Below are 14731 nucleotides of genomic sequence, written 5' to 3'. Positions count from 1 at the left end.
TAGCTCAAGCAATATTATCTTTCTAATGCCGCTTTTGCTTGCTTTATATTAGGTTTAGATTTTGGCAATATTTGTTTTTTAAGCTAAGAAAAAATCAACTAATAACCTGCTGTTCCGTAACAATATAATCTAAGCTTACATCATTACAATCTGTTACGACCAAATCAGCTTGGCTTACTGCGTAAGCGACACCAATTTTCAGTGCATTATGATAAATTTTAAAACTACGGTCGTAAAAGCCGCCACCATAACCTAAGCGATTTTTAGCCAAATCAAAGGCGAGCATAGGGCAGATTATAACTTCTGGCGTAAGTTCTGTTACACCAATAGGCTCATAAATGCCATATTTCTCATTTAACTTTAGCTTTTCGCTTGCTGCGTAGAATTTTAAAGTTTTATCAGCTTGCATCTTAGGTAAAAGCAAATTTTTAATGCTTAATTCTTTGAGGTCTATTTCATTTGGAAGTGCCGCGTAAATTGCAACTAATGATTTCTGCTCAATTAAGTGCGTTAATTTATTTCTAATAGCTTGATCATATTGCAGTTTTTTTTCTGCTGCTAACTTTGCTCTAACTAAACGGTAATATGCTCTTTGTTCTGCTTTATTTTTCATTTTAAATTTTATAACCGCTTGGCCGTTGGCTTGCTACTTAGACCCTTTTTTGTCAAGGTGGGCGCAGTGTGAAAAATGCCACGGCAAATCCCAGTGACCACTCCCTAAAGAGTAATATCGATCCGAAGTGCTGAAAGCCTTAATCGAACCAAGCAGTTAATAATATTGTATATTTTTTTAAGTATAATTTCAATAACTTATTGCAAATCGGTCAAATTTTCTATGATGCCATCAATACGAGTAGAAATATCTTTTATTTTGCTTTTATTCTCATTTTTAAGCTCTTTAGTATCTGCCAAATTATTAGTTGCAACTTCATCTTCTAACATTAAGCCAATTATTACTAGAATCATATCTGCCGATGCTTTATTACCCAGATTAGTTTCAAGCTTTTTATAACGCTGATTTAATTTTGCTGCTAATTTATTAATTTTATTTTCTTCACCAGCCGCACAAGAAATTTTATAAGATCTATTACCAATATTTATTGCTATAATTTCCATGTTATTTGTTTTTACTTAATTATAAATTTCGATAAAATTTTGCAAAAGTTTTTTGCCATGCTCCGTACCAATACTTTCTGGATGAAACTGCACTGATTCTATCGGCATATCTTGATGTTTTAAGCCCATTATAGTTCCGTCTTCAGTTTCAGCTGTAATCACTAATTCTGTTGGTAAAGTTGCCCGCTCAACTATTAAGGAATGATATCTAGTTGCGGCAAAATCATTGGGTAAATCTTTGAATACACCTTGATTTTTATGCTGAATTTTAGAAATTTTACCATGCATGGGTATATTAGCCTTAATCACTTTACCACCAAAAACTTGCGCTATAGCTTGATGTCCTAAACATATCCCAAATATAGGTATTTTATTCTTAAACTCAGCGATTAAATCAAGACAAATACCAGCCTCATTAGGTGTTGCAGGTCCGGGTGAGATAAAGATCCCTTGTGGTTTTAAATTACTTATTTCGTTTAATGAAATTTTATCATTTCTGTAAATTACGGTCTCTGCACCTATCTCATTGAGATAATGAACCACATTATAAGTAAAGCTGTCATAATTATCGATTAATAAATACATAATTAATTTATTTTTTTAAAAAATATGTTACTAATAATTTAATATATTAAGCGCATAATGACAAGCATAGATAAAATTTTATTAAACTCTGCTAAATTTGATGACCCACAAAAAACTGCAAATTTTATTGGTCAATTTAAAGAGCTTTATAAAATACCCCTATTTAAAATAGGCTTAGACGCCATTTTAACTAAAGCAGAGATAGGTAATGTAGAATTTGTCATGGAGCAAAAAAACAGCGCAGAAAGGCTTCATGGCTGTTGCATTAGCAGCAATAAAAGTAAATTTAATAAAATTTTTAAAGTTTTCACTAAAGAGTTAAATCATGTAATTAAAATTCAAACCTTAGATATACATATTTTAGCACATGAAATAGCGCATGCATTAGAAAAAGAAAGTAAATTAGATATAAATAAAGATTTTAGCACTGCTATAAATTTAGATATGCAATATGTGCAATCAGGACATGTCTTAATTCAAAATGCTATTCGGCAAATTTTATTTAAAGAGTTAGAATTATATGACAAAGCACAGCATGCCTCAGAATTGCTAGCTAGATATTTTGAATTATTAGCAAGAAGCAAAGAAATAGGTGGCTATAGTAGTGATTTTCACTTTAGATACAATGAAATTACTAGCATTTTTGTTAACACCACAAAATGGATTGAACAGGTTTTTAATGAATCATTAAAAGCAAGTGTAAGAGACCATATTAATATTTTAAGTAAAAACATTAAGTTTGATGCAGCTTTAGGAAACTTTGCGCGTAAGGAAAAAAAAATTCATCTAAATAAAAAACCAAATTGGAGCAACGCTACTAAATCAATTTTTTCAGCTAATGAAGCTCAAACTAAAATTGGTACTAGTAATAGCAAAAAACTTGATAAAAATGAATAAAACTGATTATTTACTTGTCAAAAAAACAGTTTTTTATATAGAATAAGAAAAAAGGTAGCAAATGAGTTTAGGAATCTGGCAATTATTAATAATTTTACTAATCGTAATCATTTTATTTGGTGGCGGAAGAGTCTCTAAAATTATGACTGATTTTGCTAAAGGTATCAAATCCTTTAAAAAAGAGCTAAAAGAAGAAGGGAAGGATTCTGCTACTGCAAAAATCCAAAAAAAGAAAAGCACGCAAAAATAATGGTGCCGCCGAGAAGAATTGAACTTCCGACCCCCACATTACCAATGTGGTGCTCTACCACTGAGCTACAGCGGCATAATTAAATTTAAATTATAGTTAAATTCATAAAATGCCTTACAAGCATATAAATCTAAGCACAAATAAACAATAAATATTTTATTTAGTTTTATCAGCAACATTATAATTGCTAAAATTCACCTAAGGAAAATATATTACATCATAAATTCCCAGTTACATATCGCTTAGAGTTAATTTCTAAGTAAATAATTGCAAATTTATGCAAAATAACTCTAATTTTGCGGCTCTGTAATTTGTTACATAACGAGCTCATAGCTTGCAACAATATCTTTTGCTCTAAGGCCATTTACAATTACTTCAATGAAAAATTCCATTATTACTAATAAATATTTTTACTACTTAAAATTGCTCTATTTATTTTTGTTAATTTAATTATAATTAACAGCATATATTTGTTTGCCATTATGCTTATATAAGGTAAATAAACGATTATAGGCATAATTTAAAGCTATAGAGTTAATTAATTCTAACTATAGAAGACTCTCCTATATTACTACGAATAATACTAGCTTATGCGCAAAATTTAGCTAAAATATTCATAATTTGCACCAAGTAAATAAAGTGGCAATATATCACTTAAATTAATCTATTTGAAAGTAATTAAAATATAAGGTAAGATATTAATTAAGTTGATTAACTAAAGATATTGGTAGGAACATAATGTTTTGGACAAGTTGTTACGCGGCAATTTTAGGCATAATTTATATAAAACTATCTTTTGCGGTAATAAAACTAAGAAAGAAAGAGAACATAGATATTAATTCCGATAAGCAAGATCAGCATTTAATTTTAAAAATTAGAGCTCACGCTAATTTTAATGAATATGTCCCATTTGCTTTAATTTTAATTTTTTTAGCTGAAAATAATGGGGCTGGTTATTTATTTATTCACCTAGCTGGTGCCTCTTTATTAATTGGCCGGTCTTTGCATGCTTACAGCTTAAACAAGGAGCCTATAAAAATGCTACCACGCAAATTAGGCATGTATCTAACTTTTTTTAGCATAATCTGTGGCTCTTTTGCTAATCTTTATATTTTATTTTTAGGCTCTATGTAACTATATCTTTTACAAAAATATATTTTTGTGTTAAAATAAGAATATAACCAAATATATTCTTGCACTTACGATGTTTTTAAGATTTTTCTACATATTTTTAGTGATATTTGCTAGTAATGCATCTGCCACGAATATAGTTAAACCAAATAGTTTAAAAGATAATCTTAGTTTTTACGCTTTATTTAATAAAAACTATATCGCAAATGACCAGCAAGATAGGAGCAATAATAGTAATGTTCCTTATGCTAGAATAAGTTACAAAAAAAGTGATTTAGCTTTAACCACAAAAATTAACGCAGCTTTTAAATTACAATTAGATTTTGGTGCAAAAAAAACTAAGCTTAAGGATGCTTATATTAATCTTTTTTTTGATCAACAAAGCTTAAAGATTGGTCAATTCACCGCACCAAACTCTATTATAGAAGCGGCTTCACTTACAGATTATCACTTTCTTACCTCTCCTGCTGTTAATAATTTCCTTCTAGGCAGAAATTTTGGTTTAAATTATAATTTCAGCTTAAAGAATTTTCTAATATCTACTGCTATATTTTCCGCAGATATTAATGATAAAGTAATTTTAAATGATTTTAAAAGCAAAATTTTACGCTTGGCAAAAAACATAGATTTTGTTGATCAACAGCAATTTACACTACATTTTGCCGGTTCTTATAGTGAACAAAACATTGAAACTAAAGCTTATCAAATTAGTGAAATAAGTGCATCGGATAGTGCTGATTTAATTATGGATAACATTGCTATAGATAATCAGCGCAACCGAGCTTTAGAGCTTGCCTTTATTAGCCCTAAAACATTATTTATATTTGAATATGTACATAATGATTTAGCTATATCTAATGCTCAAGATATAAGCTTTTATGGTTATTATTTTTTAGCAGCATATAGTATATTTGGTGATAATTTTGCTTATGATATAACCGCTAAAACATACAAAACTAAAAATTTAGTTAATAGCTTGAACATAGCCTATCGCAAATCATTTCTTAATTTAAATAAAAGAGCATATCTTTATGGAAAATATGAGAGTGATGCTCTTTCTTTAAATTATCAAATTTTAAAAAATGTAAAATTAAAAGTAAATTATTTACAAATAAATACTGATCGAAATTCTTATTTTGCTAATAATTCCCCAAGAATTTTATCTTTTAGCACAGAATTAAGCTTTTAAATTATAAATTAGCAGCTATTTTAAAAGCTTAAAATAATTGATATCATGGAGATTTATTTACCAATAGCAGAAATGCCCATAAATATCTTATTGCTTTTAATGGCAGGATTTGGGGCGGGTATTTTATCTGGTTTATTTGGTATTGGTGGTGGTTTTATCATGACTCCTTTATTAATTTTCATGGGTGTTCCTCCTACCGTATCTGTAGCTTCTTCCGCCAATCAAATTATCGCCTCTTCATTTTCTGGCTTTATCACGCATGCACGCCGCAGAAATGTTGACTTCAAGATGGGTTATATTTTAATAATAGGAGGTTTTATTGGTTCATCTTTGGGCATCATGATTTTTAAATGGCTAAAAAGTTTTGGCCAAATTGATTTAGTAATTTCTTTATCTTACATTATTATTCTTGGCTCCATTGGTCTTTCTATGGGAGTTGAGAGTGTGCGGTCTGTTTTAAATATTAAAGCTGTAAAAAAAGATTTCTCGCGTAAAGACAAGTTATTTGCCAGCTTACCTTTTAAGGTAAAGTTTCCGCGATCAAAATTAGAAATAAGCCTTATAATCCCAATTACTGTGAGCATTTTAGCTGGTATGTTAGTGTCTATTATGGGTATTGGGGGTGGCTTTATTATGATACCTGCCATGATTTATATTATTGGTATGCCTACTTCTATCGTAGTTGGAACTTCTTTATTCCAGGTGATATTTATTACTTCTAATGTAACTATTTTACATGCTATTACCACTAATTCTGTCGATATTATTTTAGCAGGAATTTTACTTGCAAGCTCTGTGGTTGGCGCTCAATTTGGTACTAGGTTAGGAGTTTATTTCCCGGCAGACAAATTAAGGGTATTGCTTGCTTTCATGGTTTTGGCTGTAGTATTTAGATTAACTTATGGCTTTTTAGTTGAACCTACTAATCCTTTTGAGGTGATAGTTTTTTAGGATGAAAAAAATTATTGCGCTTATCCTTATATATTTTTATCTTGCTCCTGCCATTAACGCTAAGCCGATTGATTCTGATTTAAGTCAAAATCAAATATTAATAGATACTAGTTTTCAGGGGCAGAAGATTTTCTTATTTGGCGCAAGAAATTTAGCTGGTGACATTTTAGTAATTGTGCGGGGCCCTAAAAAAAACTTCATTGTGCGAAAAAAAGAGAAATTTGCTGGTATCTGGTTAAATAAGAAGCAAATGAAGTTTTATGATGTAAATAGCTTTTATGATTATTATACAAGTTTTCCACTTAGCAACATCAATAATGAATTACTCTTTAAAAACTTAAATATTGGTATTGAAAATCTTGCTTTAAATTATAGTGGAGAAGCTCATTTAGAGGAGTTATCTAATTTTAAAGGTGCAATTTTAGAAGAACGAATTAGCAATAAATTATATAAAAAAGCTCCAGATAACATATCTTTTATGGGCGACACTTTATTTAAAACTAACTTAACTTTTCCCAAAAAAATACCTTACGGCATTTATAATGTTGAGATTTACCTAATAAATGACCATAAAATTACAGGTATGCAAACTATTCCAATCGAAGTGAAGAAAACAGGTTTTGAAGCATTTATTTATAATATGGCTCATGAAAGCTCGCTATTATATGGTATTATATGCGTGCTAGCTGCAATTTTTGCTGGTTGGTTTGCTAGTATGATTTTTTGGAAAGTGTAAATATTAAGTTAATTAACTATCTATTTTTTCTAAATATTTAGTACTAAGATTTGATTAAAAAGACAGTAAGGTTCATTAAACTTATTAAACCGCAAAATTATTATTAGCTAAGCAATTAGATCTTTTGAGCTTAAATATCTTTTATTAACTTCAAGATAAAATACATGCAAAGCAGCAGCATTAGTTTAGCATTTTGCCGCATATTAGTTCACTTTATATAGCTCCAATTATTTTACAAATTATCTAAAAAACTATCTATATTTACAGCCAAAATGTTAGGCAAATTCACTTCTAGTTTAATTATTTTGTCACTATGAACTAAACTTAATTATCTAATTTATTACGCGAGTTTGGTTTATACCACAAAGATTCTAAATCGTAATATTCTCTAACTTCAGGATGAAATACATGTACGGCAATTGCAGATGTATCTATCAAAGCCCATTTTCCTTCGGTTACACCTTCTGCACTATATGGCACTTCGTTATTTTTTTGTTTTAACTCTAAAATTAATTTTTCTGCTATAGACATTACATGCCGGTCAGAAGTACCTGACGCAATAATCATATAGCTGCATAAATCACTTTTTCCATCTAGATCAATTGCTAAAACATCTTTAGCTTTGCTTTCATCTAAATTTTCTAAGATCTTTGTTTTTAGATCATTTATTTCTTGTTTATTTAAAGTGTTCATAAATTTATGCTGTACCTTCGGTTATATTTAAACTGGTTTTTTTAGTATTTGTTTTTTTGCTACTTTCTTTTTTTGCTGTTCTAATTTTCTTGCCAGCTACAATTAGTTTTATTTCTTCGCCCGATAATGTTTCATATTCAATTAAAGCTTCTGCTAATAAATTAAGCTTTTTAAGGTGTTTTTTAATTAATTTAGTAGCAGTTGCATAACCTTCTTCTACTAATTTTTTAATTTCTTCATCAATTAAATTTGCTTTGTCATTAGAGATAAAATCTTCTTGATTCATTTCATGTAAAACTGGCCCTATTGCTTCTGACATACCCCATTTAAGCACCATCATTTTGGATAATTTAGTTGCTTGCTGTATGTCTGATGAGGCTCCTGAAGTAATTTTATCTTTACCAAAAACTATTTCTTCCGCAACTCTACCCCCCATAGCAACGGCGATATCTGCCTTTAATGCTTCTGTGGTCATAGATAATTTATCATTTTCTGGTAAGCGCATTACCATACCAAGAGCTGAACCGCGTGGCATAATTGTAGCTTTATGTATAGGGTCTGAAGCTGCTGAAAAGACTGTAACTATTGCATGGCCTGCTTCGTGGAAAGCTGTAAGCTTTTTTTCTTCATCACGCATCACCATAGATCTTCTTTCACTACCCATTAAAATTCGGTCTTTCGCATATTCAAAATCTTTCATTGTAACCATTTTTTTATTATGGCGCGCTGCATGTAGGGCTGCTTCATTAACTAAATTTTGCAATTCGGCACCGGCAAAGCCTGGCGTTCCTTTAGCGATAGTTTCTAAATCAACATCAGGTGCAATTGCTACTGCTTTAGCATGTACTTTAAGTATCTTTTTTCTACCTTTTATATCTGGATTTGGCACTGTAATTTGACGATCAAATCTACCAGGTCTAAGTAATGCTTTATCAAGTACATCTGGGCGATTAGTTGCAGCGATAATAATTACTCCTTCATTTTCTTGAAAACCATCCATTTCGACTAATAATTGATTCAAAGTTTGCTCTCTTTCATCATTACCACCTCCAACTCCTGCTCCTCTATGTCTACCTACCGCATCTATTTCATCAATAAAGATAATTGCTGGCGCATTTTTTTTAGCTTGTTCAAACAAGTCTCTTACTCTACTTGCACCAACACCTACAAACATTTCAACAAAATCAGAACCTGAGATACTAAAAAATGGCACTTGCGCTTCACCAGCTATGGCTTTAGCAAGTAAAGTTTTACCTGTACCTGGATTACCAACCAACAAACATCCTTTAGGAATTTTACCACCTAGTTTTTTAAATTTATCTGGCGCTCTTAAAAAATCCACAAGCTCCATAATTTCATCTTTTGCTTCATCGACACCAGCTACATCTTTAAAGGTGATTTTGGTATCTTTACTCATGTACATTTTAGCTTTTGAGCGTCCAAAGCTAAGGGGGTTATTATTTCCTTTACCCATTTTCTTTAGAAAATAAACCCAAACAGCAATAATCAAAATAAAAGGCAGCCATGAAATTAAAGCTGCGATTAGGCTAGTTTTCATATTATCTCCAGCTTTAACTTTTATTCTAACCCCTGCATTATCTAATTCTTTGACTAAATCTGGGTAATTTGGCGCGTTAGTTGTAAAATTAGTGCCGTTTTTAGTAAGTCCCGAGATAACATTATTATCTTTAATTTCCACAGAAATTATGCCACCAGATCTAGCACTTAAGAGAAAGTCAGAAAAATCAATTAATTGTTGATTTTGTCTATTTCCACTTAAATTATTAGAGACAATAATAAGTACACCAAAAATTGCTAACCAGATTATCAGATTTTTTGTATTTTTATTCATTTAGCACCATTTAAATTAGACATTCTATAATATAATAACGATTTGGAATTAAGCAAGTTCGAACTGTTCTTTTGCTATACCTTGCACATATAAAAGTGAGGTTAAATCAGTATGATTAATTTGATTTAAAATTTCTGCTTTTACCACCCATTTTGCTTTATAGGCAATAGCTGAATCAAGTGCAGAAAGCATAGGTAAATCATTCGCACCATCTCCAACCGCAATTATGTCATTAGTGGATAAGTTTAGTTCTTTAGCTAATTTTAGTAAAATTTCTAATTTACTGTCACTACCAAACACGGGTAAATCTACATAACCACTTAACTCATCTCCGATAAATTTTAATTTATTGGCATAATCTGCTTTAAAATGAATTTTTTCTTTAATTTTGCTGGTAAAAAAAGTAAAACCACCCGAGGCAAGCACAGTATGGCAATTATATTTTGCCATAGTTTTGCCAACAGTTATGGCACCTTGATTTAGGATGATTTTTTTTGTATATATTTCAGCTAATTGTTCTTTAGTCACTGCTTTTAACGCTGAAACTCGTGCTAATAAGGATTGATCAAACTTAATTTTGCCCGCCATAGCTTGCTCGGTAATTTGTGCGACTTCTTGATATTTACCGACATATTTTGCAATTTCATCAATACATTCATTGGCAATAATTGTGGAATCCATATCAGCAATTAGCATTTTTTTTATGCCATAATTTTCTTGCTCTAGCAGAAAAAAATCAAATTCACAATCAGCATAAGTTATTTTTATTTCGTTTAATAGAATATTTTTGTCATTAACATTTTCTATTAAAAATTCATAAGCTTCATTTGGCGCTAATTCTTTAACATGATTAACTAAGATATTTCTTATTTCTAATTGTTTATTAAAATCAGCAAGAACACTGTTTGATAGTGCTTTACTAGCTTGTTTTGCGACAATTATTAAATAATACTTCATTTATAGCTTTTGCTGGTTTATTTTAAATGCAGCATATAGCTAAAATTCACTAAAATATAGAGGACAAATGAAATTTTTTATAGATACGGCAAACATAACTGAAATTAAGGAGTTAAATGAAACTGGTTTAATTGACGGAGTAACGACTAACCCATCTTTAGTTGCAAAAGAAACTAGAGATTTTAAAGAAATATTAACTGAGATTTGCAGTATAGTAAAAGGCTCTGTTAGCGCTGAAGTTACGGCCTTAAATGCTGCAGAAATGGTTAAAGAAGGCTTAGAGCTTAAAAAAATAGCTGATAATATAACTGTTAAGTTACCTTTAACCTGGGAAGGTTTGAAAGCTTGTAAAACTTTATCAAGCCAAGGAATATCGGTAAATGTAACTTTATGTTTTTCTGCAAGCCAAGCATTACTTGCGGCTAAAGCGGGAGCGGATTACATTTCTCCTTTCATTGGTAGGCATGATGATATTGGTCATGATGGCTTAGGTTTAATTGCTGAAATTAGAGCAATTTATGACAATTACCCTGAATTAAACACTCAAATTTTAGCTGCATCAATTAGAAATCCTATACATTTAATTGAATGTGCTAAGATAGGTGCTGATGTTGCAACTATTCCACCAAAAGTGGTTAAGCAATTAGCAAAACATCCTTTAACTGAAAGTGGTTTAGCTGGTTTTATGTCTGATTGGCAAAATTCTGGACAAAAGAATATTGCATAATTAATGAGCAAGTTCATGCCGCAAAATTTCACTTCTGATTTAGCGCAAGAGATTGCGGCATGGCAAGCTTATTTATTTCAACAGAAAAAATATTCTAAACATACTGTTTCGGCTTATCATAGTGATTTAAAAATTATAATTAATTTTTTCACTTTATATTTCGCACAAGCCATTTCTTTAACTAAGTTAAGTTCTATCTCTTTGAATGATTTTAGGGCTTTTTTAGCTTTTCGTGCTAGAGAAAATATTTCGGCCAATTCAAGATCTAGGGAGATTTCTGCTTTAAAAAGTTTTTTAATTTACATTGCGCGTGACCAGGCTGAGATTACTTTAATCAAGCATTTAAAGCACCCTAAATTAACAAAGCCTTTACCTAAAGCCTTAAGTTTTAATCAGCTTGAACAAGTTTTAGCTGAGCTTAAAAGCAATAATCAAGATTGGGTTAGTTATCGTGATTATGTGATAATTTATTTATTATATAGTACTGGCATTAGAATTTCTGAATGTTTATCTCTTACTAAAAAACAGTTAAACTCAGAATATTTAATTATTCTGGGCAAGGGTAATAAAGAGCGTTATGTACCTTTAATGCTTGATTTAGCAGAGCATATTTACACTTATCTAAAGTTGTTACCCTTTAATTTAGCGGAGGATGAAGAAATTTTCAGAGGAGTTAGGGGAGCTGCGTTAAGTCCGCGTATTATCCAAAGAAAGCTGCAGAAATTACGCTTAGAGTATAATTTACCAGATTACGCAACGCCGCATGCTCTGCGTCATAGTTTTGCGACTCATTTGTTGGATAATGGGGCTGATTTACGCTCTATCCAGGAAATATTAGGTCATGAAACCTTGGCTACTACGGAAAGATATACTAAAGTTTCTGCAGAAAATTTACATAAAAAATATAAAGATTTTCACCCTAGAGCAAAATAAATTTTGCTTAAGCTTTGCTTTTATGTTATATCTTAGAAATGAATAAAATCATTTTGAGGGAGAGCAAGAATGACGAAATTGATGATAATTGCAGCTAAATTTTTAACTAAACAACAAATCAAGCAAGCTAAGATTGTGCATTGGCGCATTGCTGAAGTTTTTTCCATAGAGCATCATCAAGATATTTTGGCCAAGCAAAAAGCTTACAAAAAATTCTATGGTAGCAATTTAAATTTCTGTTTAGCAAGGATAGGTAATTCTAGTGAATATTCACTTTCTTTACCAATGATAGAGATGGTATCATTTAAAGGTAAATACCCATCTATTTATATATTGAGTTTTTTAGCATTTATTGGCAATGAGGCAGAATTTTATTATGATCAAGCTAAGAATATTTCCTCGATATATGTGCCAAGGCATATATGTTTTAAATATGTAAAAGCCACTTCAGCTTATTGGTATGATATTGAGCAACATACAATTTCGCGGGAGTTTCTTTATCATTAGCTTAGAGTTTAACTTTTAAATTAACTAATATATGAAAGTTTTTTGCATAGCTTAAAGTTTATTAATTAATCTGGTATTATGTTACATTTTAAATTAAGTTTCGTACATCTTTTAAAATAATAATATTTATGCAAAACAACACATATAAGGCTTTAGTAGTTAAAAAGAGAGGCAAAAATTTTAATGTTCAAATAGAGCAACAGAGTTTCACTGCTTTAGCTGCTGATGAATTATTAATTAAGGTTAATTATTCTTCATTAAATTACAAAGATTGTTTATCGCTAACAGGTCACCATGGTATAACGCGTAAATATCCACATATTCCGGGTATTGATGTGGCTGGTTATGTAGCAGAAGCTAATTCAGCTAAATTCAAGCAAGGCGAAGAAGTTATAGTTACGGGTTATGATTTAGGCATGAATATTTCGGGTGGTTTTGCTGAATATGTCAAGGTTCCAGCTGCTTGGGTTGTCAAAAAGCCTGATAATTTAACTTTGCGTCAGGCCATGCTGTTTGGTACAGCTGGTTTTACGGCGATGAGTAGTTATTTATTTTTACAGGATCACTTTAAAAATTTAGCAAATCGTGATATTTTAATCACTGGTGTTAGTGGTGGGGTTGGTTTAATTTCTAGTTTTTTATTAAGCAAAGAAAAAGCCAAATTAACTTTAGCTAGTAGAAACATAGCTAATCATCCTTTAGCTTATTTAGCAGCTAATATGCTAGATAGTCAAACCTTATTATCTGAGGTTTCTAAGCCTTTATTAACGCGTAATTACGCAGCTGCAATTGATAACTTAGGCGGTCTTGCTTTAACTAACATAATCAAGCAATTAGATTATGCTGGCATGGTTTGCGCTTGTGGTAATGTGGCTGGCCATTTACTAGAAAGTTCAATTTATCCCTTTATTTTGCGTGGGGTTACTTTAAGAGGCATTAGTTCTGCTAATTGTGTTTATGCTTTGCGGGTGAGAATTTGGTTAGAGATTGCTAAATTTAATTTATGGGCCGAATTAGAAAATTTTATTACTGAAATATCGCTAGCAGAAATTAGCAACAAAGCTAATTTAATGTTAGGGGGTAAGCATTTTGGGCGTTTTTTGGTAAAATTATAATTTTAATTTATAGAATATGAAAGCGCAATTAGTTGCTTCACTTTGATAATTTGCATTTTTAATATTGTCATTATTTATCTGAAAGTCATCATTAACCATAGCATAATTATCACTACAGCAATATGCAGAACCATTCATACCATTTTCATTACAATTTTCATCTGAAGCGGTAATGAGAACATTACCGCTATAAGGTTTATTATCATCTAATTTACTATCTAAATTATAAGCATCATCACCATTTAAAATAGTACCTAAATTATCATTATCTGTAATTCTTAAAATATTTCTAACTTGATATTTAGACCATAAATCGTCATAAATTAGTTCTATACCCCAATTTGTTAGCGAGATTTTTGGTCTATTATCATTATCTAAATTAAAATTATTAATGATTTTAGCGGCAAGCAGATGGTTATACCAATTGCTATCTGCTTCGCTAATATCATCTAACCTTTCATCCCCATTACCATTTTGTTCACTTGGCCAAATTTCGTTAGCTTTATTAAAATCGCCAGGTAGCGCATCATAAGTTGCGTTAAAGGTACTTATAGCACTTTGCATTGCGGTTAATTCTCCGATAGTTTTTTGTAATTTGCTTTGCTTAACTAATGCACCAGAATAATTTACTATCACCATTAAAAATGCAATAGCTGACATAAAAATGGTTAGTTCTAAAAGTGAAAATGCTAATTTATATTTAAAATAATATCTCATTAATTATAGCATAGCATAATTTAATGATTGAAACAAATATAAATAACTATTTTGACAAATTATTTATATTTGTATATCAGCGCCCTGGTCCTTTAGCTCCTTGTCCATCTCTTACTCTGCCTTGATGAAATCCTGAGGATTCGTGTCTTGAAGCACCTTTTTCTGATACATCTGAATCATATCCTGCGGCTGGGGCTGGTGGTGGTGGTTCTAGTCCTCCTCCTCCTGCGGCTGAGGCTGCGGCTGCGGCTCGTGCTGGTGGTGGTGGTTCTAGTCCTCCTCCTCCTGCGGCTGAGGCTGCGGCTGCGGCTCGTGCTGGTGGTGGTGGTTCTAGTCCTCCTCCTCCTGCGGCTGAGGCTGCGGCTGCGGCTCGTG

18 protein-coding genes, 1 tRNA gene and 1 other RNA gene are annotated in these 14731 nt (G+C 31.3%); 10 read left to right on the top strand and 10 right to left on the bottom strand.

Annotation, left to right across the window (positions count from 1 at the left end):
* Window positions 1-94: 94 nt before the first annotated feature.
* The 4 genes from HOH73_02795 to HOH73_02780 all read right to left on the bottom strand — a co-directional run bounded on the left by HOH73_02795 (window position 95) and on the right by HOH73_02780 (window position 1701).
* Complete coding sequence (locus tag HOH73_02795; protein MBT5827785.1) at window positions 95-613, bottom strand: 5-formyltetrahydrofolate cyclo-ligase; 519 nt, start codon at window positions 611-613, stop codon at window positions 95-97.
* Between the two features lie 7 nt (window positions 614-620).
* Window positions 621-775, bottom strand: a non-coding RNA gene (gene ssrS, locus HOH73_02790) — 6S RNA.
* A gap of 35 nt (window positions 776-810) precedes the next feature.
* On the bottom strand, window positions 811-1116 hold the full coding sequence (locus HOH73_02785) for a cell division protein ZapA (GenBank protein ID MBT5827784.1): 306 nt from the start codon (window positions 1114-1116) through the stop codon (window positions 811-813).
* Between the two features lie 15 nt (window positions 1117-1131).
* Complete coding sequence (locus tag HOH73_02780; protein ID MBT5827783.1) at window positions 1132-1701, bottom strand: aminodeoxychorismate/anthranilate synthase component II; 570 nt, start codon at window positions 1699-1701, stop codon at window positions 1132-1134.
* Between the two features lie 57 nt (window positions 1702-1758).
* Here HOH73_02780 and HOH73_02775 point away from each other — a divergent pair, with 57 nt between their 5' ends.
* Together HOH73_02775 and tatA are read left to right on the top strand one after the other, a co-directional pair.
* Window positions 1759-2598, top strand: a complete 840-nt coding sequence (locus tag HOH73_02775) for a hypothetical protein (protein MBT5827782.1) — start codon at window positions 1759-1761, stop codon at window positions 2596-2598.
* A 61-nt stretch (window positions 2599-2659) separates the two neighbouring features.
* Complete coding sequence (gene tatA, locus HOH73_02770) at window positions 2660-2848, top strand: twin-arginine translocase TatA/TatE family subunit (protein ID MBT5827781.1); 189 nt, start codon at window positions 2660-2662, stop codon at window positions 2846-2848.
* Here tatA and HOH73_02765 read toward each other — a convergent pair.
* Window positions 2849-2923 (bottom strand) — tRNA-Thr (locus HOH73_02765).
* A 663-nt stretch (window positions 2924-3586) separates the two neighbouring features.
* Here HOH73_02765 and HOH73_02760 point away from each other — a divergent pair.
* The 4 genes from HOH73_02760 to HOH73_02745 all read left to right on the top strand — a co-directional run bounded on the left by HOH73_02760 (window position 3587) and on the right by HOH73_02745 (window position 6855).
* Complete coding sequence (locus tag HOH73_02760; protein MBT5827780.1) at window positions 3587-3982, top strand: glutathione metabolism protein; 396 nt, start codon at window positions 3587-3589, stop codon at window positions 3980-3982.
* A gap of 70 nt (window positions 3983-4052) precedes the next feature.
* Entirely contained in the window at window positions 4053-5168 is a 1116-nt protein-coding gene (locus tag HOH73_02755) for a hypothetical protein (protein MBT5827779.1), read from the top strand.
* A 45-nt stretch (window positions 5169-5213) separates the two neighbouring features.
* Window positions 5214-6119, top strand: coding sequence for a sulfite exporter TauE/SafE family protein (locus HOH73_02750; protein MBT5827778.1), 906 nt, complete (start codon window positions 5214-5216; stop codon window positions 6117-6119).
* Between the two features lies 1 nt (window position 6120).
* Window positions 6121-6855 (top strand): TIGR02186 family protein, encoded by a 735-nt coding sequence (locus HOH73_02745; GenBank protein ID MBT5827777.1) that lies wholly within the window; start codon window positions 6121-6123, stop codon window positions 6853-6855.
* A 324-nt stretch (window positions 6856-7179) separates the two neighbouring features.
* Here the strand turns inward: HOH73_02745 and rsfS are convergent, their stop codons facing one another.
* From rsfS to serB, 3 genes are read right to left on the bottom strand one after another with little or no spacing between them, the layout of a single operon-like run.
* Window positions 7180-7548, bottom strand: a complete 369-nt coding sequence (gene rsfS / locus HOH73_02740; protein MBT5827776.1) for a ribosome silencing factor — start codon at window positions 7546-7548, stop codon at window positions 7180-7182.
* Window positions 7549-7552: 4 nt separating this feature from the next.
* Window positions 7553-9400, bottom strand: coding sequence for an ATP-dependent metallopeptidase FtsH/Yme1/Tma family protein (locus HOH73_02735; protein MBT5827775.1), 1848 nt, complete (start codon window positions 9398-9400; stop codon window positions 7553-7555).
* 48 nt (window positions 9401-9448) lie between these two features.
* Window positions 9449-10357, bottom strand: a complete 909-nt coding sequence (gene serB / locus HOH73_02730; GenBank protein ID MBT5827774.1) for a phosphoserine phosphatase SerB — start codon at window positions 10355-10357, stop codon at window positions 9449-9451.
* Between the two features lie 67 nt (window positions 10358-10424).
* Between serB and fsa the strand changes: the two genes are divergently transcribed.
* The 4 genes from fsa to HOH73_02710 all read left to right on the top strand — a co-directional run bounded on the left by fsa (window position 10425) and on the right by HOH73_02710 (window position 13639).
* A complete protein-coding gene (fsa, locus tag HOH73_02725) occupies window positions 10425-11084 on the top strand; it encodes a fructose-6-phosphate aldolase (protein ID MBT5827773.1) in 660 nt (219 codons plus the stop codon).
* Window positions 11085-11099: 15 nt separating this feature from the next.
* Complete coding sequence (locus HOH73_02720) at window positions 11100-12017, top strand: tyrosine recombinase XerC (GenBank protein MBT5827772.1); 918 nt, start codon at window positions 11100-11102, stop codon at window positions 12015-12017.
* A 69-nt stretch (window positions 12018-12086) separates the two neighbouring features.
* Window positions 12087-12524 carry a hypothetical protein gene (locus tag HOH73_02715; protein MBT5827771.1) on the top strand — a complete coding sequence of 146 codons (438 nt, stop codon included), beginning with the start codon at window positions 12087-12089 and terminating at the stop codon, window positions 12522-12524.
* A gap of 128 nt (window positions 12525-12652) precedes the next feature.
* Window positions 12653-13639, top strand: a complete 987-nt coding sequence (locus HOH73_02710; protein ID MBT5827770.1) for a YhdH/YhfP family quinone oxidoreductase — start codon at window positions 12653-12655, stop codon at window positions 13637-13639.
* Here HOH73_02710 and HOH73_02705 read toward each other — a convergent pair.
* Together HOH73_02705 and HOH73_02700 are read right to left on the bottom strand one after the other, a co-directional pair.
* Window positions 13634-14356: a hypothetical protein gene (locus HOH73_02705; protein ID MBT5827769.1), complete on the bottom strand. Its 723-nt coding sequence runs from the start codon at window positions 14354-14356 to the stop codon at window positions 13634-13636. The genes HOH73_02710 and HOH73_02705 overlap by 6 nt on opposite strands.
* 76 nt (window positions 14357-14432) lie before the next feature.
* Window positions 14433-14731, bottom strand: a 299-nt coding sequence (locus HOH73_02700; protein ID MBT5827768.1) for a hypothetical protein, incomplete at its 5' end; no start/stop codon positions are given.

The organism is Alphaproteobacteria bacterium, assembly GCA_018667735.1.
Classification (GTDB): domain Bacteria; phylum Pseudomonadota; class Alphaproteobacteria; order Rickettsiales; family JABIRX01; genus JABIRX01.
This window is presented reverse-complemented; position numbering and strand designations above follow the sequence as displayed.

Bases quoted from the DNA above. Each gene is read 5' to 3' on its own strand.
- HOH73_02795 (MBT5827785.1), bottom strand. From the start codon at position 613: ATGAAAAATAAAGCAGAACAAAGAGCATATTACCGTTTAGTTAGAGCA.
- HOH73_02785 (MBT5827784.1), bottom strand. From the start codon at position 1,116: ATGGAAATTATAGCAATAAATATTGGTAATAGATCTTATAAAATTTCT.
- HOH73_02780 (MBT5827783.1), bottom strand. From the start codon at position 1,701: ATGTATTTATTAATCGATAATTATGACAGCTTTACTTATAATGTGGTT.
- HOH73_02775 (MBT5827782.1), top strand. From the start codon at position 1,759: ATGACAAGCATAGATAAAATTTTATTAAACTCTGCTAAATTTGATGAC.
- tatA (MBT5827781.1), top strand. From the start codon at position 2,660: ATGAGTTTAGGAATCTGGCAATTATTAATAATTTTACTAATCGTAATC.
- HOH73_02760 (MBT5827780.1), top strand. From the start codon at position 3,587: ATGTTTTGGACAAGTTGTTACGCGGCAATTTTAGGCATAATTTATATA.
- HOH73_02755 (MBT5827779.1), top strand. From the start codon at position 4,053: ATGTTTTTAAGATTTTTCTACATATTTTTAGTGATATTTGCTAGTAAT.
- HOH73_02750 (MBT5827778.1), top strand. From the start codon at position 5,214: ATGGAGATTTATTTACCAATAGCAGAAATGCCCATAAATATCTTATTG.
- HOH73_02745 (MBT5827777.1), top strand. From the start codon at position 6,121: ATGAAAAAAATTATTGCGCTTATCCTTATATATTTTTATCTTGCTCCT.
- rsfS (MBT5827776.1), bottom strand. From the start codon at position 7,548: ATGAACACTTTAAATAAACAAGAAATAAATGATCTAAAAACAAAGATC.
- HOH73_02735 (MBT5827775.1), bottom strand. From the start codon at position 9,400: ATGAATAAAAATACAAAAAATCTGATAATCTGGTTAGCAATTTTTGGT.
- serB (MBT5827774.1), bottom strand. From the start codon at position 10,357: ATGAAGTATTATTTAATAATTGTCGCAAAACAAGCTAGTAAAGCACTA.
- fsa (MBT5827773.1), top strand. From the start codon at position 10,425: ATGAAATTTTTTATAGATACGGCAAACATAACTGAAATTAAGGAGTTA.
- HOH73_02720 (MBT5827772.1), top strand. From the start codon at position 11,100: ATGCCGCAAAATTTCACTTCTGATTTAGCGCAAGAGATTGCGGCATGG.
- HOH73_02715 (MBT5827771.1), top strand. From the start codon at position 12,087: ATGACGAAATTGATGATAATTGCAGCTAAATTTTTAACTAAACAACAA.
- HOH73_02710 (MBT5827770.1), top strand. From the start codon at position 12,653: ATGCAAAACAACACATATAAGGCTTTAGTAGTTAAAAAGAGAGGCAAA.
- HOH73_02705 (MBT5827769.1), bottom strand. From the start codon at position 14,356: ATGAGATATTATTTTAAATATAAATTAGCATTTTCACTTTTAGAACTA.